This window comes from Paeniglutamicibacter kerguelensis, from assembly GCF_017876535.1.
GTDB lineage: Bacteria > Actinomycetota > Actinomycetes > Actinomycetales > Micrococcaceae > Paeniglutamicibacter > Paeniglutamicibacter kerguelensis.
Genome location: NZ_JAGIOF010000001.1, coordinates 326,211 through 345,644, shown reverse-complemented (window position 1 = coordinate 345,644; position 19,434 = coordinate 326,211). Strand labels below are relative to the sequence as shown.

The 19,434-nt window shown below is 65.4% G+C and carries 17 protein-coding genes; 4 read left to right on the top strand and 13 right to left on the bottom strand.

The window, feature by feature from the left end:
• Nucleotides 1–160 precede the first annotated feature (160 nt).
• Nucleotides 161–1,693: a deoxyguanosinetriphosphate triphosphohydrolase family protein gene (locus JOF47_RS01590; RefSeq protein ID WP_209995522.1), complete on the top strand. Its 1,533-nt coding sequence runs from the start codon at nt 161–163 to the stop codon at nt 1,691–1,693.
• 118 nt (nt 1,694–1,811) lie between these two features.
• On the opposite strand, the gene JOF47_RS01585 is transcribed toward JOF47_RS01590, so the two are convergent.
• From JOF47_RS01585 to JOF47_RS01575, 3 genes are all read right to left on the bottom strand, one after another.
• Nucleotides 1,812–4,034 carry an NADP-dependent isocitrate dehydrogenase gene (locus tag JOF47_RS01585; protein WP_209995521.1) on the bottom strand — a complete coding sequence of 741 codons (2,223 nt, stop codon included), beginning with the start codon at nt 4,032–4,034 and terminating at the stop codon, nt 1,812–1,814.
• Nucleotides 4,035–4,340: 306 nt separating this feature from the next.
• Entirely contained in the window at nt 4,341–6,011 is a 1,671-nt protein-coding gene (gene purH, locus JOF47_RS01580; protein WP_209995519.1) for a bifunctional phosphoribosylaminoimidazolecarboxamide formyltransferase/IMP cyclohydrolase, read from the bottom strand.
• Between the two features lie 93 nt (nt 6,012–6,104).
• Nucleotides 6,105–6,629, bottom strand: coding sequence for a COG4315 family predicted lipoprotein (locus JOF47_RS01575; RefSeq protein ID WP_209995518.1), 525 nt, complete (start codon nt 6,627–6,629; stop codon nt 6,105–6,107).
• 229 nt (nt 6,630–6,858) lie between these two features.
• Here JOF47_RS01575 and JOF47_RS01570 point away from each other — a divergent pair, with 229 nt between their 5' ends.
• Together JOF47_RS01570 and JOF47_RS01565 are read left to right on the top strand one after the other, a co-directional pair.
• Nucleotides 6,859–7,362: a sigma-70 family RNA polymerase sigma factor gene (locus JOF47_RS01570; protein WP_210001301.1), complete on the top strand. Its 504-nt coding sequence runs from the start codon at nt 6,859–6,861 to the stop codon at nt 7,360–7,362.
• Nucleotides 7,363–7,379: 17 nt separating this feature from the next.
• A complete protein-coding gene (locus JOF47_RS01565; RefSeq protein WP_209995517.1) occupies nt 7,380–8,090 on the top strand; it encodes an anti-sigma factor family protein in 711 nt (236 codons plus the stop codon).
• Here the strand turns inward: JOF47_RS01565 and JOF47_RS01560 are convergent.
• Nucleotides 8,087–8,821 (bottom strand): DUF4303 domain-containing protein, encoded by a 735-nt coding sequence (locus tag JOF47_RS01560; RefSeq protein ID WP_209995516.1) that lies wholly within the window; start codon nt 8,819–8,821, stop codon nt 8,087–8,089. The genes JOF47_RS01565 and JOF47_RS01560 overlap by 4 nt on opposite strands.
• A gap of 263 nt (nt 8,822–9,084) precedes the next feature.
• Here JOF47_RS01560 and JOF47_RS01555 point away from each other — a divergent pair, with 263 nt between their 5' ends.
• The gene (locus tag JOF47_RS01555; RefSeq protein WP_209995515.1) at nt 9,085–10,434 is read left to right on the top strand and encodes an MFS transporter; all 1,350 of its coding nucleotides are present in this window, start codon (nt 9,085–9,087) and stop codon (nt 10,432–10,434) included.
• Nucleotides 10,435–10,512: 78 nt separating this feature from the next.
• Here JOF47_RS01555 and JOF47_RS01550 read toward each other — a convergent pair whose 3' ends face one another.
• From JOF47_RS01550 to JOF47_RS01510, 9 genes are all read right to left on the bottom strand, one after another.
• Nucleotides 10,513–11,052 (bottom strand): HNH endonuclease signature motif containing protein, encoded by a 540-nt coding sequence (locus JOF47_RS01550; protein ID WP_209995514.1) that lies wholly within the window; start codon nt 11,050–11,052, stop codon nt 10,513–10,515.
• Nucleotides 10,973–12,208 (bottom strand): hypothetical protein, encoded by a 1,236-nt coding sequence (locus JOF47_RS01545; protein ID WP_209995513.1) that lies wholly within the window; start codon nt 12,206–12,208, stop codon nt 10,973–10,975. The genes JOF47_RS01550 and JOF47_RS01545 overlap by 80 nt, the downstream gene beginning before the upstream one ends.
• 291 nt (nt 12,209–12,499) lie before the next feature.
• Entirely contained in the window at nt 12,500–13,066 is a 567-nt protein-coding gene (purN, locus tag JOF47_RS01540) for a phosphoribosylglycinamide formyltransferase (RefSeq protein WP_209995512.1), read from the bottom strand.
• A gap of 85 nt (nt 13,067–13,151) precedes the next feature.
• Complete coding sequence (locus JOF47_RS01535) at nt 13,152–13,706, bottom strand: YbaK/EbsC family protein (RefSeq protein ID WP_209995511.1); 555 nt, start codon at nt 13,704–13,706, stop codon at nt 13,152–13,154.
• 91 nt (nt 13,707–13,797) lie between these two features.
• The gene (locus tag JOF47_RS01530; protein ID WP_209995510.1) at nt 13,798–14,208 is read right to left on the bottom strand and encodes a hypothetical protein; all 411 of its coding nucleotides are present in this window, start codon (nt 14,206–14,208) and stop codon (nt 13,798–13,800) included.
• Complete coding sequence (locus JOF47_RS01525; RefSeq protein ID WP_209995509.1) at nt 14,205–15,974, bottom strand: dipeptide ABC transporter ATP-binding protein; 1,770 nt, start codon at nt 15,972–15,974, stop codon at nt 14,205–14,207. Before JOF47_RS01525 ends, JOF47_RS01530 begins: the two co-directional genes overlap by 4 nt.
• Entirely contained in the window at nt 15,971–16,864 is an 894-nt protein-coding gene (locus tag JOF47_RS01520) for an ABC transporter permease (protein WP_209995508.1), read from the bottom strand. Before JOF47_RS01520 ends, JOF47_RS01525 begins: the two co-directional genes overlap by 4 nt.
• Nucleotides 16,865–16,879: 15 nt before the next feature.
• On the bottom strand, nt 16,880–17,830 hold the full coding sequence (locus tag JOF47_RS01515; RefSeq protein ID WP_209995507.1) for an ABC transporter permease: 951 nt from the start codon (nt 17,828–17,830) through the stop codon (nt 16,880–16,882).
• 39 nt (nt 17,831–17,869) lie between these two features.
• Complete coding sequence (locus JOF47_RS01510; RefSeq protein ID WP_209995506.1) at nt 17,870–19,396, bottom strand: ABC transporter substrate-binding protein; 1,527 nt, start codon at nt 19,394–19,396, stop codon at nt 17,870–17,872.
• Between the last annotated feature and the right edge of the window lie 38 nt (nt 19,397–19,434).

The following is a 19,434-nucleotide window of genomic DNA, read 5'->3' as shown; positions in this document are numbered from 1 at the left end:
GCGGTTTCATGAAGTGATTGTGAAGCCTAGGCCCGGCAGCTTGCGGGCTCCCGACCTGCAGCACCGGAAACCCTCCGGTCGGCGGCCCGTTGCGGCACGCAAACAGGGACAACGCGCCCTGCCCGATCGCCGCGAACCAATCCTCTAGGCTGGATCCACCATGGATACCAGGCAGAAAACCCACCAGTCCGGCGGACGCGACCGCTCGATCCTCGAGGAGACCCGGGCCGGCGAAGACGAATTCCGCGTCGACATCGAGCGCATCAGGTTCTCTCCCTACTTCTCGCGGCTCTCCGCGGTGACCCAAGTGATCCCGCAGGCGGGCGCCGGGACCGTGGTGCACAACCGGCTGACGCACTCGCTCAAGGTCTCCGCCGTGGCCCGCTCCATCGCCATCGGGCTGATCAACGCGGACGAGCCCACCCGGAAGCTCGTGGCCGGGCTGGGCGGTTGCGACCCCGTGGTGGTTCAGGCCGCCGCGGCGGCACACGACATGGGGCACCCTCCCTTCGGACACTTGGGCGAGCAGGAACTCGATCGCGTGGCCCGCCAGACGCTCGGGCTGCCGGACGGCTTCGAGGGCAACGCCCAGAGCTTCCGCATCCTCACCGCGCTGGACAGCTGCGACGCGACGCCGCGGGGGCTGAACCTCACCAAGGCCGTGCGCGCGGCGGTGCTCAAGTACCCGTGGACCCGCAACGAATGGCGGTCGCGGCCCGCAGGCGCCCCGGAGATGCTGCCCCGCGGCGTGGGCTCCGTCGGCAGCATCGGGGCCCACAAATTCTCGGCCTATGACATCGAAGCCGAAGAGATGCACGATGTGCTCTCCGTGTTCCCCGGCATTTCGAAGTACCAACAGACCCTGGAGTGTTCGGTGATGGACATCGCCGACGACATCGCCTACGCAGTGCACGACCTGGACGACTTCTACCGGGCCGGGGTGCTGCAATACACCACGGTGTCCGCCGAGCTGCGGGCATGGCTCGATTCGGGCACGCAGCTGGCCCGAATCGAAGACACCGACTTGGATACACGCAGGCCCGGTCATGCACTGGAGCGCACCTGGCGTCACGTCGCGGCAAAGGATCCTTGGATCGCCAACGCCGAGGCCTTCCGCGCCTCGGTGAGGCGCGTCGGCCACGACCTGGTCGAGGGGCTGCTTGCGGTTCCCTACAACGGCGGGATCGAGGCGGACCGCGCCGTCACGGGATTCACGCGGCGGTGGATCAACCGGCTCCAGGCCTCCATTGCGGTGGAGAAGGACCCCACGGTCCGCAGCGGGCACGTCCGCCTGGCCGACGAAGCCTGGCACGACGTGGTCGTGCTCAAGTTCGTGCACTCGCGCTTTGTGCTGGAGCGTTCCGACCTGGCCGTGTACCAGCGCGGGCAAACCCGCATCATCGCTTCCCTGGCCGAGGGCCTGCACGCGTGGCTCGAGGATCGCGACGACGCGGCCCGGGCGCCGCGCAGGCTGCTGGATTCGGTCGAGGCCGCAACCGGCGAGTACCGCCTGCTCCGGGCCCAGTCGCCCGGGCAGTTTGCGCAAGCCGGTAACGGCGAGATCGAAAGGCTCGGGCGGGCCCGGGCGATCGTCGACTACATCGCCTCGTTCACCGACGCGCAGGCCGTCTCGGTGAACGCCTTGCTGACCGGGACCTCCGAGGGGCTGTGGGAGGTCGGACGGGGGCTCTAGCCCCCCGTCCCGGCTCAGGCCCCGCCATGCTGCGGACGCCGCTGCGCATACGCCAACGGCGGGCCGCCAGTCCCCCTCAGGGGAAGGCGACCCGCCGTGGTGCGGTGCGACCGGAAGGCTACTTCTTGAGCAGTTCCAGCGCGGTGTTCAGCGTGACGCTCGGGCGCATGATGGCTGCGACCTTTTCCTCGACCGGGCGGTAGTAGCCGCCCATGTCGACGGGGGCACCCTGCACGGCTGCGAGCTCGGCCACGATGGCTTCCTCGTTGCCGCCCAGCGCCTCGGAAACGGCATTGAAGGCCGCTGCCAGCTCGGCGTCCTTGGTCTGTGCGGCCAGTTCCTCTGCCCAGTACTTGGCCAGGTAGAAGTGGCTGCCGCGGTTGTCCAGCTCGCCGGCCTTGCGCTTGGGAGACTTGTTCTCCAGCAGGAAGGTGCCGGTTGCGGCGTCCAGGGTGTCCGCCAGGATCTGCGCACGCGCGTTGTCCGAGGTGTTGGCCAGGTGCTCGAAGGAAACGGCCAGGGCCAAGAACTCGCCGAGGGAATCCCAGCGCAGGTGGTTTTCGGCCACCAGCTGCTGGACGTGCTTCGGGGCCGAGCCACCGGCGCCGGTTTCGAACAGTCCGCCACCGGCGATCAGCGGCACGATGGAAAGCATCTTGGCGCTGGTGCCCAATTCGAGGATCGGGAACAGGTCGGTGAGGTAGTCGCGCAGCACGTTGCCGGACACCGAGATGGTGTCCTCGCCGCGGCGGATGCGATCGATGGTGTACTGGGTGGCCTCGACCGGCGACAGGATCTCGATGACCAGGCCCTCGGTGTCGTGGTCCTTGAGGTACTCGTTGACCTTGCCGATCAGCACGGAGTCGTGCGCGCGGGTCGCATCCAGCCAGAAGACGGCCGGGGTCTGCGAGGCCCGGGCACGGTTGACGGCCAGCTTGACCCAGTCGCGCACCGGCACGTCCTTGGTCTGGCAGGCGCGCCAGATGTCGCCCGGGAAGACCTGGTGTTCGATCAGCACGGCATCGCTGGCGTCCAGGATCTGGACGTGGCCGGCGGCCTTGATCTCGAAGGTCTTGTCGTGGGATCCGTATTCCTCGGCCGCCTGGGCCATCAGGCCCACGTTCGGGACGGTGCCCATGGTGGTCGGATCGTAAGCGCCGTTGGCACGGCAGTCATCGATGACGACCTGGTAGATGCCCGAGTAGGAGGAATCCGGCAGGACGGCCAGGGTGTCGGCTTCCTTGCCGTCGGCGCCCCACATGTGGCCCGAGGAGCGGATCATTGCCGGCATCGACGCATCGACGATGACGTCCGACGGGACGTGCAGGTTGGTGATGCCCTTGTCCGAGTCGACCATGGCCAGGGCCGGGCCTTCTTCGAAGCCCTTGGCGATCAGTGCCTCGACGCCGGTGCGGACATCGTCGGCCAGCTCGTCGAGCCCGCCGAGGATTGCTGCCAGGCCGTTGTTCGGATTCAGCCCTGCTGCTGCAAGCTGCTCGCCGTAGACCTCGAAGAGCTCGGAGAAGTACGCCTTGACGACGTGGCCGAAGATGATCGGGTCGGAGACCTTCATCATGGTGGCCTTCAGGTGTGCCGAGAAGAGCACGTCATCGGCCTTGGCGCGGGCAACGGCGTCCTTCAGGAACTTGCCCAGCGAGGCGGCGTGCATGACGGTGCCGTCGATGATTTCGTCTTTGAGGACCGGGAAGCCCTTCTTCAGGACCTTGACTTCGCCGTCTTCGCCGACAAAGCGGATGGAGATGTTCTGGTCCTTGTTGATGACAACGGACTTCTCGTTGGAACGGAAGTCGTCTTCGCTCATGGTGACGACGTTGGTCTTCGAGTCCGCGGTCCAGGCACCCATGGAGTGCGGGTTCTTGCGGGCGTAGTTCTTCACGCTCAACGGTGCGCGGCGATCGGAGTTGCCTTCGCGCAGCACCGGGTTCACTGCGGAACCCTTGATCTTGTCGTAGCGGGCGCGGATGTCGGTTTCCTCGTCCGAAGACGGGTTGTCCGGGTAATCCGGCAGTGCATAGCCGGCGGCCTGCAGTTCGGCAATGGCTGCCTTGAGCTGCGGGATGGAGGCCGAAATGTTCGGCAGCTTGATGATGTTTGCATCCGGGCTCTTGGCCAGGGCACCGAGCTCGGCCAGAGCGTCGGGAATCTGCTGCTCCGCGGTGAGATAGTCACCGAAGGTGGAAATAATGCGGCCTGCCAACGAGATGTCGCGCGTCTCAATCTCTACACCCGCGGTCGAAGCGTACGCTTCGACAATCGGCAGGAATGAGTGGGTTGCCAACATCGGAGCTTCGTCGGTGTGGGTATAGATAATCTTGGCCATAGGTGAGGCGTCTCCCTGAACGGTCTTACGGATACGGGTGGTCCGAACTGATCTCAACATCCCCAACCTACCCGAATTCGACCCCAAAACCACCTTTTAGGACCAGATGAAATGGTTGAACGACACCGAATATGCGCCCAATGTGAGCAAGCATACATTTCGCCGCACCGCCGAACTTCAGTTACTTCCAAGTAACTGAAATCCGGCTTGGGTACTGGTTTTTCGCAGCAAACGAGGCGGGGCGCCTGCCACGGATCAGATGATCCGCGGCAGGCGCCCCGCGCCGGTTTCCGGTCGAGCACTCCCCTAGTGGAAGAAGTGACGCGCCCCGGTGAAGTACATGGTGATGCCGGCTGCGTTGGCCGCGGCAATGACCTCTTCATCGCGAACCGAGCCACCCGGCTGCACGACGGCGCGCACGCCGGCGTCGATGAGAATCTGCAGGCCGTCGGCGAACGGGAAGAACGCATCCGATGCCGCAACGGCACCGTGGGAGCGCTGCGCGGAGACTGCATCGCCGGTTCCGGCGGCACCGCCTGCGGCGTCGACCTTGGATTCGATCTTCACGCCAAGGGTGTTGGCACGCTCGACGGCGAGCTTACAGGAGTCCACGCGGTTGACCTGGCCCATGCCGATGCCAACTGCAGCACCGTTGTTGGCCAGCAGGATGGCATTGGACTTCGCGGCACGCACGGCGGTCCAGGCGAAGACCAAGTCGGCAAGGGTCGCCTCGTCGGCGGCCTCGCCGGCGGCAAGGGTCCAGTTCGCCGGGTTGTCACCCTCGGCATCGACCTTGTCGCTGAGCTGTACCAGCACGCCGCCGGAAACCTGGCGGATTTCCGCCGGGTAGCGGCCATAGCCCTCCGGCAGGGCCAGCAGGCGGATGTTCTTCTTCTTGGAGAGGATCTCAACCGCTTCGGCGTCGAAGGCCGGTGCGATGACAACCTCGGTGAAGATGTCCTTGACCGTGTTGGCCATGGCCGCCGTCACCGGGCGGTTTGCCGCGATGACGCCGCCGAAGGCGGAGAGCGGATCGGTGGCGTGGGCCTTGGCGTGCGCGTCGGCGATCGGGTCGACGGCGTCTGCCGAGGCCACTGCCACGCCGCACGGGTTGGCGTGCTTGATGACGGCAACGGCAGGCTGCTCGAAGTCGAAGGCCGCGCGCAGTGCGGCGTCGGCGTCGACGTAGTTGTTGTAGCTCATGGCCTTGCCGTGCAGCTGGTCGGCCTGCGCGATGCCGGCCGGGGCGGCCTTGTCAACGTACAGGGCTGCCTGCTGGTGCGGGTTTTCGCCGTAGCGCAGGACCTCGGAACGCTCCAGGGCCAGGCCGGTGTATGCGGGCCAGTCGATGAAGCCGTCGCCGTCTTCGTCGAGGAACTGTGCCGCGGTCCAGGAGGCGACGGCCGTGTCGTAGGCGGCGGTGTGTGCGAAGGCCTTGGCGGCCAGGCGCTGGCGGGTCTTCAGGTCGAAGCCGCCCTCGGCCGCTGCCTTGACAACCGCACCGTAGGCTGCCGGGTCGACCACGATGGAAACCGCTGCGTGGTTCTTGGCCGCCGAGCGCACCATGGCCGGCCCACCGATGTCGATCTGTTCCACAACGGCGTCGCCTTCGGCGCCGGAGCGGACGGTCTCCACGAACGGGTAGAGGTTCACAACGACCAGGTCGAAGGTCTCGATCTCCATGTCGGCCAGGGTCTGCATGTGCGCCGGGACGCGGCGGTCTGCAAGGATGCCGCCATGCACGCGCGGGTGCAGGGTCTTGACGCGGCCGTCAAGCATTTCCGGGGAGCCGGTGACTTCTTCGACCTCGGACACAGGGATTCCGGCTGCTGCAATGCGCTTGGCGGTGGAGCCAGTGGACACCAGCTTTACGCCGGCAGCGTGCAGGCCCGCAGCCAGTTCCTCCAGCCCGGTCTTGTCGTAAACAGAAATCAGGGCGCGACGAATCGGGACGCGATCAAGGACGGTCTGGCTCACAGAAGTCTCCCAGGGTGCGGTTTGAGGGGTGTCCCCCCATTCTAGCGGGTGGGGGTGTGCGCCAGACCTCTCACTTGATCTACCTCACACGCTCTACTCGATCATCGATCCGTCAGGAGCAGCCAGGTACCAAACTTCCTTGACGTCCTGTCCCAGGATGTCACCGGGCTTGGTGTCCTGCGCGAAGTAGTACAGCGGCATGCCGTTAAGGGTGAGCTGCAGCTTTCCATCGGGGCTGGTGATGGTGCCGACCTTGCCGGTGACTCCCTCGATCACAGGGGTTTCGCTGCTTGCCACGGCGATGGGCCACGCGGCCAGGCATTCGCCGGTGCAGGCGCTGACCTTGGTGTCCTTGGTGTCCTTTGTGAAGAAGTACAGGCTCATACCCTTGCCGTCCACGACAATGGTTCCCTTTGCGGACTCCGCCGTCTTCAAATCCGGGGTTCCGGCGACGGGCGAGGAAGGTGCCATGCTGGACGGTGCCATGCTGGACGGCGCGGTGGTGGCCGAAGGGCTGGTAGTGGTCGGGGTACTGGAGGAACATCCCGACAAAAGTACGGCCGCTCCGATCAACAGCGCGGCGGATCCGGCAAAGGTCTTGCTGTGGTGCAGTTTCATGGTGGCACTTCCTATACAGGGGTCACGAAAGCCCGTTTCTTCCCACGGCGGGTGCCACGGGAGCGCTTGGGGGCGGGCTTCCTGAACAGTAAGACGCACCGGTGGACCATTCGGTTCAGAGGAAATCACAATTTTTTCGCACATACTCGATAAGTGGGTTGAACCATTCGTCATTAACATGCGTCTAAGTGGGTGAAGAATGTCCTCGAATCAAAATGATGGAGCCGATGTGCCGTTCGATGCACAAGTGGTATCTGAGATATACCGTGAGCATGGCCCGGCACTGCGGCGCTATGTGATGCGGGTGTCCAATGACCGGGACACCGCCGAGGATATCTTGCAGGAAACAGTGCTCAAGGTCTGGCAGGCCGCGCCGCGCATCACCGGGTCGCTCCGCAGTTACTTGTTTGCCACGGCACGCAATGTGCTCATCGACCGGAACCGGCGGGCCGCCGTCCGCATTTCCACCACGTCGCTGACCGATGCGACGCCGCTTCCGCCCAGCGGTTCCGGGCGCATCGATGACCTTTTGGACCGCGTCCTGATGGAGGAGGCCCTTTTGCATTTGTCAGATGAACACCGGCAGGTGGTCCTGCAATTGCACTACGCCGGATCGACAGTCACCCAGGCCGCCGCTCATTTGGGCATCCCCGAGGGAACGGTGAAATCACGTGCATACTATGCAGTGCGTGCCCTACGAAGCATTCTTGAAGAGATGGGAGTGGAGCGTTGAACGCATCCAATGAACCGGTGGACGAACACATCCTGCTTGGCGCCTACATCCTCGGTGGCTTGACTCCCAGCGAACGCGGGGATTTTGAATTGCACCTTCGCGGATGTGCCTCCTGCCAAGAGGAAATGCAAGGGGCTTCCAGGCTTTCGGCACTGCTCGGTACCCTGCAGCTCTCCGATGCCAGCGCGCTCTTGGGGACGGAACCGCCCCAAGCCGATATGGCCCGGGGATCGGAGGCTCCCTCCACGCCGACGTCGGAACCTCAGGAGGCGTGCATCGACTTGCTGGCGCGTCTGGCCACCAAGCGCCGCAACAAACGCTTGAAGATCGGCGCTTTCGGGCTTGCCGCGGTGGCGGCCTCGGTGGCCACCGGCGTGTTCCTTGCCCCGGTGATTCATCCCGGCCCGGGACCCGACGCCAGTTTTGCGGTCGCTTCCGCGCTCGGCCCGCGTGTGGAACTGGGAATGAATGCCAAGGCATGGGGAACCGAGCTGGAATTCAGCGGCGCCGAACTTCCCACCAGCGGCGTCCTGTCGCTGTGGGTGGTCGACCATGGAGGCATTGCAGACCGGGCGGGGTCGTGGCAGGCCACTACGACGGGCAAGACCAAGCTCACCGGAGCCGTCCCCACGCAATTGGGAAACATCGCGACAGTGCAATTGCGCGACTACGATTCCAAGGTCTTGGCGGTGGTGACTCTGCCGCAAGGCACCGGTCAGCAAAGCTAGTGCGCCAGCTCCGGGAAATGCTTGGCCAGCTGGTCCTGCGTGAGGCAACGGCGCAGGATCCTGTCGGCATGCTCCTCATCGGAAAGATAGACGACCATGTCCGCGTTGCGCCCCACGGCAAGTGCCTGCCGCAATGAATCGGTGACGCGGATGAGCATCTCGTAGTACAAGCGGTTGGTCTCATCCCAGCCGTGGTGCTTGGCGACGCTGGTGAGTGCCTGGCTCCACAGCTCGGTGGCCGATTCATCGAAGAGCTCGATCGAGCACCAGAACCAATCCGGCGGATTCCACTTGGAGGAGTAGAACCCTTGCTCGTCCACGGAATTCATGGATTCGAGTTCCTTCAGGACATCGTCGAGGTCTTCTTCATCCTCTTCGTCGTCCTCATCTTCGTCGTCTTCGTCCTCATCTTCGTCGCCGCCGCCGTACTCGCGGCCTGAACCGTCGGCTTCGGCGTCCGGGCGTTCCTCGAACCCTTCGTCCTCGTCGTCGTCAAAGTCGTCCTCCACGACGACCTCTTCGTCCTCTTCTTCCTTCTGTTTCCGGGCCAAGGCCTGGAGGGAATTGAGGGCAAGCACCGGTAGATCCAGATGGTCTGTTTCATCCGCACTGACCCCATCAAGGGCCACGGCATAGAAAACCTCGTTCGGGTGACGGTCAATAATTTCTTCCGCCTGGCGAAGAGCCGACACCCGTATCGCCTCTTCGAGAGCGGTCCAATCTACTCCCATATCCAGACTCTACCCCGGAGGGGCCAACTCGGGAACAGTCTGTAGGCCCACGGGCCCTTCCACGGAGAAAGCGCTCAATTTCGCGAAAACAGGGCCCAGTTTCCTACAAAAAGTCAATAGCTATTCTGTGCTTTCTGCCCCGTCAGCGTAGCCTTGTGTGCAGTGCGGCTCGATCAAAACCGGCCGCACATTTTTGCGTCGCTGGATTCAAGATGCGCGATGTCCCACCGAAGCACCCGACCACACCTGTCTAAAGGCCCCGCATGAACAATTTCCGGAAGCTACCCAGCGGCGAATCAGTCGTCCAAAACCTGCCGTGGAGGTGGGGCGTACAGGGGAAGATCTTCATCATTGGCGGGCTCGGCTTCATGTTCGACGCCTGGGACGTCACGCTCAACGGGGCCCTGATCCCCTTGGTCTCCGCCGAATGGGGCCTTGACCGGCCCACCGCCGCATGGCTGGGCACGGCAAACCTGATCGGCATGGCGCTCGGCGCATTCATGTGGGGAACCATTGCGGACAAGATCGGGCGCAAAAAGGCCTTCACCTGGACGCTGCTGATCTTCTCGCTCTTCACCGTCGCCGGGGCGCTTGCCCCGAACTTCGCCTGGTTCGTCGCCTGCAGGTTCCTCGCCGGCGTGGGCCTGGGCGGCTGCATCCCCGTGGACTACGCGCTGGTCGGCGAGTTCACCCCGGCCAAGCAGCGCGGCCGGGTGCTCACCGCCATGGACGGCTGGTGGCCGGTGGGCGCCGCACTGTCCTTCTTCATCTCCGGATGGGTGCAGGCAACCACCGGCAACTGGCGCCTCATCCTGGCCGTCATGGTGCTGCCCGCGCTGCTGGTCTTCTGGATCCGCCGCGGCGTGCCCGAGTCCCCGCTGTACCTGGTGCGCCAGGGGCAGCGCGACGAGGCCGCGAAGGTGATCGACGACTTGGTGAAACGCACCGGAGCCCCGGAGCAGCAATACACCCTGCCGGACCCCGAGGAAGCGCCCCGGCTTTCGGCCGGATCGTGGCTGGAACAACTGGTGAAAATCTGGAAGTTCAGCCCCCGGATCACCATGACGGCTTGGGCGCTGTTCCTGACCATTCTGCTGGTTTACTATCTCGCCCTCACCTGGATGCCCTCGATCCTCGCAGATACCGGCATGGCGCAATCCACCGCGTTCTTCATGACCGCCGTGATGGCATTGATGGGCCTGGTCGGCGTGGTGATTGCGGCTCTGCTGGTCGAACGCGTGGGACGCAAATGGCTGCTGGGCATTACCGGGCCGCTCTCCGCAATCATTCTGGTCCTGGTTGCCATGTCGTTGAACGCGCCGAGCATGGCCCTGGCCTGGTTGCTGGTCTTCGGAGTGGTGGTGCAGATCGCCATCCCGGTGCTCTATGCCTATGTGTCCGAGCTTTACCCCACGGAGCTGCGCGGTTCCGGGTTTGGCTGGGCATCTTCATTCAGCCGGTTGGGTGCCGGATTTGGGCCGTTGCTCTTCGCTTCACTCTGGCCGATCGTCGGGCTGGCCAACCTCTTCTTGGCGGCCGGTGCCCTGGTGCTGGTGGCCGTCATCATGATGGCGTTCTTTGCCCCCGAAACCAAGGGTCGTGCGCTGCAGTAGTGAACCACCGGCCATGACAAGGGCGCCGCGGCCTCACATGCACACATTTGAGGCCGCGGCGCCCTTCGCATCGATGCTCTAGAACAATGGTGTCCGGGGTCCGCGCCAGTAGGTGTTCCGGACGGGTTTTTGTTCGGGATCGAGATACTTGGGCAGGATCACGTGGGGCAGCCCGTCGTGGATGACGAGCTTGGCTTCGCCGGCATCGAACATGTGGTGGTGCTTGGTGCAGCCAGGGGTCAGGCCTTCGACGCTCGTTGTCCCGCCGGCGGCCCAGGCATCTATATGACAGAATTCGCAGTGTTCGGGCGGGACGGTGCAGCCGGGGTAGATGCAGCCGCCGTCTCGGGCGAGAACTGCGCGTTTCATGTAGTCCGGGGCGAATCTCATGTTGCGTCCGACGTCGAGGATTTCGCTTCGTCCGCCCAGCACGATGGGGATGACTCCGTCGGTGCTGAGCCGGCGTCGGATCTCCCCGATGGGAATTTCCAGCCCGTGGGCGCTCCAGCTTGTTCCTTGGGCCAGGCCGAGCAGTGTTTCAGGATGTACGTAGACCACCAGTTGGGCGGTGGGCAGACCGGCGGCGCCCTTCGCGGCTCCGGTCTTTGGGGTGCTCATGAGATTCAACAGGGTTTGCAGGTGGCGTTGCGGGGGCGTGAGGCCGTCGGTGCCGGGGGGCCGTGGTGTTGAACATGCCCATGGAATCATCGCCGAAGTCGTATCCTTCGGCGGGGGTCGGCGTTCCGAAGGTGGCCGCGTCGGCTGGTTTGGTGAACCAGTCCGGGCCATCCTGCGCTTCTGTCGTGCCGTTGGCCTCGTTGGTTTCAGTGGCGGCGGCCGGGCCGGGTCGGGTTGCCGCCGCGGCCATGGCCTCACGGTTCCCGGCCAAGGTCCGGGGGTTGTCGGTTTGGGCGAAGTGGGAGAGGAACACCTCGGCGTCCAGATTCAACATGCACAAGTTCATGTAGGTGAAGTTCCTGGTGCGCTTCGTGATGAATACGCCAGTTTTGGCACGGATTTCCTCCGCCGTGGGGGTCGTGGCGGCACCGTCGAGTTCCTCTCCCAGGGCCTCAAGGAGCCGCTTGGTGTTCCGGGAAGTGTCTTCCTTCACCGACCGGGCTACCTGGTCCTCGATGCGGAAGCCCAGGTTGCCGGGGGCCGATTGCCTCTGGATGCCGGGGCGCAGCTTGTCGAGCTTGCGGGCCGCGGCGGCAGTGGGTTTCACCCGGGCCGCACCGGAGCGCAGTTGTTCGGCCAAGATCGGGTATCGCGGTGGTTGAGGGTTCCCGAAGACGTCGGTCCCGGGCAGCAAGGCGAACGCGGCGTGGATGCGCGCTTTGGCATCGAAGTGTGTGATGGCCAGGGTGCGTTGCAGGAATTCGGTGGTGTCCCTGAACGCCAGCAGTCCGCTGGGCACTGTCCGGGGATCTGCAGGCAGGGCGGTTTCTCCCTGGAGGTAGGGCCCGGGTGCATCACTGATCGCACGCAACTCGGTGAGGGTATCGGCAGGCATCTCGTGGACCAGGTTCCCCTGGGCCGTCTTCGCCGCCTGCAGTTGCGCGTAATCCAGGATCTTGTGGACGTTTTCCACCGTGTAGGCGAACAGGGCGGCACGGGTGGGCGAGTTGGTGGTGTGTGCGGCCAGTGCAGTGCAGAGGTCCCCAAGGAATTTTCCGGCGGCGATCAGCAGGCGCAGTTCATCGTCCGGTAACACGGGGTGTTCCGGATCGTCACGGGGGTCCGTGAGCGCTTGGATGAGGGTGCCGGTTTCCATGAACCCAGTCTGGGTCCCGGGGAAATCCGCACGGGACCAGCCTGCGGGATTGTGGGAACCCGGCCAAGCCGAACCAGGCTGTGCGGGAAAGCTCCACGAGACCACTGATTGCCGCGGCAGGGAGCGGCAGGTTCGTGGTTTTCGCCGATCCGGCGCCGGGTTCATGCGGAACCCGACGTGGGCAGCGGGGCCGGGAGACCTGCGCGGATGGACAAGACGCGTCATGGCAAGGTTCGCCCGTGCCGCGCAGCCTGCCGCGATACTTGGCGGCCAGGCTACTTGGCTGCCACGTTACTTGGCTGCCAAGTCCGCCAGGGTCTGGATCAGCAGGCGGCGCTCGACGACCTTGATGCGTTCGTGCAGGGTTTCCTCGGTGTCGTCGTCGAGAATGGCAACCGCTTCCTGGCGCAGGATGGGCCCGGTGTCCACCCCCGCGTCGGCGATGTGCACGGTGCAGCCGGTGACCTTGACCCCGTAGGCCATGGCGTCGCGGACGCCGTGGGCACCCGGGAAGGACGGCAGCAGAGCCGGGTGCGTGTTGATGTAGGTGCCGTCGAAGGCGTTGATGAATTCCTCGCCGACGATGCGCATGAAGCCCGAGGACACCACGTAGTCGGGCTCGTAGGAGAGGCATTTCTCGGTCAACGCGTGGTTCCAGTCGGCGCGATCGTCATAGTCTTTGAAATTCACCACGAACGTCTCGATGCCGGCGGCCGCGGAGCGTTCCACCCCGAATGTGCCGTGCTTGTCGGCGCCGACGGCCGCAATCTCCACGTTTTGCAGCGACCCCTCGGCGACGGCGTCGATGACGGATTGGAGGTTGGACCCGGTGCCGGAGACAAGAACTACGATGCGCATGGGTTCAAGTTTAGTGTCCGGCGGCACCGGTCCACGAAACCAGATCCGCGAACCCGGGCCACGGGGCCCTGCGCCAGCCGCAGGCTCAGCCCTCTTGCCGCTTGACCAGGCCGATCACTTCGGCCCCCGGCAGCGATGCTAGGAACGCACCGGAGGTCAGGATCTTGGAGTCCCGCACGCCGCTGCCGATGATCAGCATCGGTGCCGCGGCTACCGATTCGTCGATGAGCAGCGTCCACGATTCGGGCAGGCCGATGGGCGTGATTCCGCCGTATTCCATGCCGGTGAGCTGGACCGCGGCCTCCATGGGCGCGAAGGAAACTTTCTTGGCGCCGAGGTGCTTGCGCACCAGGGAGTTGACGTCGATCCTCTCGTGACCCAGCACCAGGCAGGCGGCGTACCAGGACGAGTCGCCCCGCTTCGCCTCGACGATGACGCAATTTGCTCCGTCCGCGAGTCCGATGCCGTAGTGCTCGCAGAACGCTGCGGTGTCGGCGAGCGCCGGGTCGATCGCCGCGGCGTAGACGTCCGTTGCTGCCGAGCCATCGAGCGCGGCGCGCACCGGGGCGGCAACGAGTTCGGGAGCGTCCAGGGCCGGGGCAAAGCTGAGTGTTCCAAAATCCAGTGTTCCAAAGTCCATGGGACCAAACCTAGGTTCCGGCAGGCGCCCAGCCCAATTTCCTTCCCGCCGTGTGACGCGGGCCCTGCCGGCAGGCACCGACCGGTGACGGTTACTTGCGGGGGCCCTTCACGAGTCCGTAGATGCCCGCCGCTCCAAAGAACGCGGTTCCGATGAATCCGAAGACGATGCCCAGTCCGCGCGGGTACCGTGCGCTGAAATCCGCGTCGGCTCCGTTGATCGCGCCCCAGGCAACCAGCAGGCACGCCATGCTGAACAGCAACGCCATCCCGGCCAGTGCCTTGTGGTGGGGTTTGGTTCCCCGCCGCGCCGCACGCATCTGCATGATGCCAGTGCCCGCGAGAACAGCACCGGTTGTTGCACCGCCCGCCAAAAAGAACGGGTTGGCCGCGGACGGCCCTAGGAGCATTGCGCTGCAAGCAACAAGGAACACCGACCCGATGATCGTGACCCCCAGCCATTTTCCCGGTCCGGCCTTCGCCCGCCGATCGCCCCGCCTCATGACTCGGCGACCTGCTCGCGCAGGTTCAGCGAGCTGGCAATGAGTTCACGCGTGTAGGGGTGCCGGGGGTTGTTGTAGACGTCCTCGGTCTGCCCCGCCTCCACGATTTCCCCGTCCTTCATCACGATCACCCGGTCGCACAGGTGCCGCACGACGGCCAGGTCGTGGGAGACGAAGAGCAGCGTGAGCGCGTACTCGTCCACGAGGTCGGCCAGCAGGTTCAGCACCTGCGCCCGGACCGAGACATCCAGCGCCGAGACCGGTTCGTCGGCCACCAGCACGCGCGGGCGGCAGATCAGTGCCCGGGCAATGGAGATGCGTTGGCGCTGGCCTCCGGAGAACTGGTGCGGGAAGCGTTCGGCCGACTCCGGGTCCAACCCGACGGCCAGCAGCATTTCGGCGACCTTGGCGGCCCGCTGGGCGGCGTTGAGCGGCTGACCCGGAACCAGCAGGGGTTCGCCGACGATGTCCTTGACCCGCATCCGCGGGTCAAGCGACCCCATGGGGTCCTGGAAGACGATCTGCAGCTGCCGGCGCAATCCCGCCAGCCGGTTTTCCTTGGCTCCGGCGACTTCCGTGCCGGCAACCACGGCCGAGCCGCTGGTCGGCTGGTCGAGGCCCGCCAGGATGCGCAGCAACGTGGACTTGCCGGAACCCGACTCTCCCACGATGCCCAGCCGCTCCCCCGCGCCCAGGGTGAAGTCCACGTCCCGCAGGGCACGGACCTCCGGGCGCGGGCCGCGCAGCGTGGTGCGGGCCCGGTGGTAGGTGCGGTTCAGCCCGGAGACGCTGATCAGCGGTGCCGTCGCCGACACTCTCTCCGGCGTCGGCTGCGCGCTGACGGCCAGCTGCTCCGGCGCCGCTGCCTGGTCCAGGGTCGGAGTCCGAGCCGGTTCCTCCCCGGGAACCGGCGGGACGTACGTGCCGGCGGTAGAGACGGTGAACAGCCGCCCCCGGTCGTCGGTGGCTGCCAGATCGCTGGCCGCAAGCAGGGCACGGGTGTAGGGATGGGCCGGGGCGGAGAAGACCCGCTCCATCTGGCCGGACTCCACGATCCGTCCCCGGTTCAGGACCAGCACGCGGGTGCACATGCTGGCCACGACGGCCAGGTCGTGGGTGATGAACAGCAGCCCGGTGCCGCGCTCGCGCACCTGGGCGGAGACAAGGTCCAGCACCTGGCGCTGCACCGTCACGTCAAGTGCCGTGGTCGGCTCGTCGCAGAGCAGCAGTTGCGGGTCGTTGGCCAGGGCCATCGCCACCATCACGCGCTGGCGCTGCCCGCCGGAGAGCTGGTGCGGGTAGGCGCGCGCCGCCACCGCCGGATCGGGGATCCTCACCGATGCCAGCAGCTCCACGGCGCGCCTGGCCGCGGCCGAACGGTTGGGCACCGTGCGGTGCTGCGTCATCACCTCGGCCACCTGAGCACCCACCTGCATCAACGGGTTCAGTGCGGTCAGCGGCTCCTGGAACACCATGGAGATCTCGTCCCCGCGCAGGGACCGCATGACCTTGTCCGGTGCGGTGAGCAGGTTGTGACCGACGCCGCGCAGCCGTGCATCCCCGCCGACCCGCAGTTCGTCGGGCAGCAGGCCCAGCAGGGCGGTGGCCGTGAGCGACTTGCCGGAACCGGACTCGCCGATCAGCCCGATGCGCTCGCCGGCCTGCATCGCGAAATCCAGGTCCTGCACCAGGGCCGTGGCACCGGCGTGGATGCTGAGCCCCTTGACCTCAAGCAGCGTCTCATTCGTGGGCAGCGTCTCGCTCATGCCTTGCCCCTGCCCAGCTTCGGGTCGAACCGATCGCGCAACCCGTCGCCCAGCAGGTTGAATCCCATCACCGCAACCGCGATCGCGACGCCCGGCCAGATGGCCATGGCGGGGAAGGTGCCCCAGTATTGCTGGGACTCCTGGAGCATGCGTCCCCACGAGGGGACCGGCGGCGGGGTGCCGAGTCCCAGGAAGGACAGCGCGGCCTCGGCCAGCACGGCCAGCGCGAAGGTCACCGAGCACTGGATGATCAGCATTCCGGCGATGTTGGGCAGCACGTGGCGTCGGGCGATGCGCAACGGCCGCTGCGAGGCGGCGCGGGCCGCCAGCACGTATTCGGCGTTCATCACCTGCAGCGTTCCTGCCCTGGCCACGCGGGCGAACCCGGGGACGGAGGCCAGCCCGATGGCGGCCATGGCGCTGACCGTGGAGGCCCCGTAGATCGCGGCGAACATGATGGCCAGCAGCAGGGCGGGGAACGCCAGCAGGATGTCGGCCCCCCGCATAGTGACTTCCTCCACGGCCCCGCGTTTCATGCCGGCCCAGATTCCCAGCGGCGTTCCGATCAGCACGGCGATCCCTACGGAGACGACTCCCACCAGCAGCGTGATGCGCGCCCCCACCAGGATGCGGGAGAACAGGTCGCGGCCCAGGTTGTCAGTTCCCAGCCAGTGCGCGGCGCTGGGCAGCTGCAGCCTGGCCGGCGGATCGATCCGCACCGGGTCGTAGGGCGTCCAGAAGAAGGAAAGCAGCGCAATGCACACCACCAGCCCCACCAGGAGGCTTCCGGCCAGCAGGTTGATGTTCAGCCTGCGGCCCGGACGGCTTCCGGCCGCGGGTGCGGCCGCGGGTGCGGGTGCCGCTTGTTGCGGCACGGGGATTTCGCCCATCGTCTTCTTCCCCTTCTACTGGTTGGCGGCGCGGATGCGCGGGTCAAGGACGGTGTAGAGCACGTCCACGACCAGGTTGATGATCAGAGTTATGGCAACGAGCACCATGACCACGGACTGGACGGTCAGCAGGTCGCGGTTGCCCACCGCGGTGAGCAGCATGGAGCCCAACCCGGGGACCACAAAGACGCGTTCGATGACCACGGCGCCGATGATCAGTGCCGCAAACTGGACGGACGTCACGGTCAGCACCGGGATTGCAGCGTTGCGCAGGCCGTGCCTGAGCAGCGCCCGCGTGGGCGAGAGCCCCTTGGCTCGGGCCGTGCGCAGGTAGTCCTCGTGCATGACCTCCAGGACCGCCGAGCGCACGTAGCGCGTGAGGATCGCGGACTGCACCCCGGCAAGGGCCGTCACCGGCAGGATGATGCGCCGGATGAAATCGCCGAAGTCCTCACCGGGCGGTGTCCAGCCGTTGGCGGGCAGCCAGCCCAGGCGCAGCGAAAGGAATGACACCAGCAGGATGCCCAGCAGGAAACCCGGGATCGCGATGCCCAGCTGGCTGAGACCGGATATCAGGGCCCCGCTGGGTTTGTTGTGGCGGATCGCGGCGAGGATGCCCAACGGGATGGCGATCACCAGCGCTAGCAGCATGGCCAGGGTGACAAGGATCAGCGACACCTGCACCTTGTCCAGCACCAGGGGCGAGATGTCGGTTCGCGTCACGTAGGAAACGCCGAAGTCCCCGCGCAGCAGCCCGGAAAACCAGTCCCAGTACTGTTCGGGAAGCGGCCGGTCGGTGCCGAACTCCTGGGCCAGCCGCGCAATGAGCTCGGGGGTCGCGTTTTCCCCCGCCGCGATCGCCGCAGGATCGCCGGGCAGCACGCGCATGATGCCGAACACGGCCAGGGTGGCGACCAGGAACGTCACGACGAATCGCGCCAGGTTCTTGGCGATGCGGATCAGCACAAACTCGGCCTATTCAGGTTCATGGGACGACACGTCCCCTTAGGACCAGGCAATGGTTGCCAGCGAAAGCGCCTCGGTGACCGAGTTGGCCCCGATGCCGCTCAGCCCGGCCTTGGCCACGGAGATGTTGGGGAAGATGAACAGGGTGTCGGAGGCTGCGTCCTCGACGATGGTGCGAACCACGTTTTTCATGCCGGCGACGTAGTTGGCAGTGTCGGACTCGTCGGCGAGGGCCGCCTCGTCCTTGATCTTCGAGTTGTCGTACCCGATGTAGTAGTCCGGGTTGTCGAACATGGTCAGCACGTCGCGGGCTTCCACGGCCAGCACCACCGACATTTGGTAGTCGTGGCGGTTGAAGACCTGGTCCAGCCAGACCGCCGGGAATTCGGCGCTTTGGATCTTCACGTTGATTCCCACGTCCTTGAGCTGCGAGAACACGACCTCGGCCACCGCGTTGGCATAGGGCCGGGTCGGGACGGTGAAGGTGACGTCGAGGTTTTCCGCCCCGGCTTCCTTGAGCAGTTCCCTGGCCTTGGCCGGGTCGTGCGGGTAGAGGTCGTTGAGGTCCTCGTAGTACGGGTCGGTGGGCGGCACGGGTCCGCCCACGAGGGTCCCCAGGCCGTTCCACGCGGTGTCGCGCACTTCCTGGCGGTCGATCGCGTACATGACGGCCTGGCGCACCCGCTTGTCGTTGAACGGGGCGACATTGTTGTTCATGGAGAGCATGATCTCGCCGTTGCTGGTGCCCTCGATGACCTGGTATTCGGGTTTGGACTGGAACCCGGCGAGCAGCTCCGGGGCCTGCATGTTGTACACCAGGTCGACGTCCCCGCTGGTCAGGGCGTTGGTGGTCGCAATGGCATCGGCGAAGTAGCGCAGCGTCACGTTCTTGATGCCGGGCATGATGCCCCAGTAGTCGTCGCGGCCGGCGAGCTTGATGGATTCGCCGCGCGCCCAGGATTCCAGTGCGTAGGGGCCGGTGCCGACGGGCTGGTTTGCCAGGTCGTCCACGCCGGAGGGGTCGAACATGGCGCCGACCAGGGTGGTCATGGAGTACAGCCATGCCTGGGAGGGGCGCTTGAGGTTGACGGTGACGGTTTCCGGGGAAACCACCTGCACGTTGTCCACCACGTCCATCTTGGTCTTGAGCCCGTTGAGCCAGGCATCGGACTTGACGCGTTCGATGGAGAACTTGACGTCCTCGGCGTCGAAATCGGCGCCGTTGGAGAACTTCACGCCCTCCTGGAGGGTGAAGGTGTAGGACTTGTTGTCGGCGCTGGTTTCCCAGCCGGTGGCCAGCAACGGCTTGATGGCGCCGGTCTGGTCGAGCGTCACCAGGCCTTCATAGACGTTTGACATCATGGCCTGAGGGATCGCGGCACCTGCCGTGGTGGTGAAGTCGAGGTTCACGGGTTCACCGGTGAGTGCCACGGTGAGTGTGTTCTTGTCCGTGGCGGAGCCCGGTGTCCCTGTGGATCCCGCCGTGCAACCGGTCAGGGCAAGTATCGTGCTCACCATGAGTGCTCCGAGCACCCCGGCGCGACGGCTTGTGGTCGAACGTTGCATGGAAGAGTTTCCTTCACTTTTATTTCTTTATCCCGCAC

What these genes read in the sequence shown, in the direction of transcription:
- JOF47_RS01590 (WP_209995522.1), top strand. Translation starts at nt 161, where the DNA reads ATGGATACCAGGCAGAAAACCCACCAGTCCGGCGGACGCGACCGCTCG.
- JOF47_RS01585 (WP_209995521.1), bottom strand. Translation starts at nt 4,034, where the DNA reads ATGGCCAAGATTATCTATACCCACACCGACGAAGCTCCGATGTTGGCA.
- JOF47_RS01575 (WP_209995518.1), bottom strand. Translation starts at nt 6,629, where the DNA reads ATGAAACTGCACCACAGCAAGACCTTTGCCGGATCCGCCGCGCTGTTG.
- JOF47_RS01560 (WP_209995516.1), bottom strand. Translation starts at nt 8,821, where the DNA reads ATGGGAGTAGATTGGACCGCTCTCGAAGAGGCGATACGGGTGTCGGCT.
- JOF47_RS01555 (WP_209995515.1), top strand. Translation starts at nt 9,085, where the DNA reads ATGAACAATTTCCGGAAGCTACCCAGCGGCGAATCAGTCGTCCAAAAC.
- JOF47_RS01550 (WP_209995514.1), bottom strand. Translation starts at nt 11,052, where the DNA reads ATGAGCACCCCAAAGACCGGAGCCGCGAAGGGCGCCGCCGGTCTGCCC.
- JOF47_RS01545 (WP_209995513.1), bottom strand. Translation starts at nt 12,208, where the DNA reads ATGGAAACCGGCACCCTCATCCAAGCGCTCACGGACCCCCGTGACGAT.
- purN (WP_209995512.1), bottom strand. Translation starts at nt 13,066, where the DNA reads ATGCGCATCGTAGTTCTTGTCTCCGGCACCGGGTCCAACCTCCAATCC.
- JOF47_RS01535 (WP_209995511.1), bottom strand. Translation starts at nt 13,706, where the DNA reads ATGGACTTTGGAACACTGGATTTTGGAACACTCAGCTTTGCCCCGGCC.
- JOF47_RS01530 (WP_209995510.1), bottom strand. Translation starts at nt 14,208, where the DNA reads ATGAGGCGGGGCGATCGGCGGGCGAAGGCCGGACCGGGAAAATGGCTG.
- JOF47_RS01525 (WP_209995509.1), bottom strand. Translation starts at nt 15,974, where the DNA reads ATGAGCGAGACGCTGCCCACGAATGAGACGCTGCTTGAGGTCAAGGGG.
- JOF47_RS01520 (WP_209995508.1), bottom strand. Translation starts at nt 16,864, where the DNA reads ATGGGCGAAATCCCCGTGCCGCAACAAGCGGCACCCGCACCCGCGGCC.
- JOF47_RS01510 (WP_209995506.1), bottom strand. Translation starts at nt 19,396, where the DNA reads ATGCAACGTTCGACCACAAGCCGTCGCGCCGGGGTGCTCGGAGCACTC.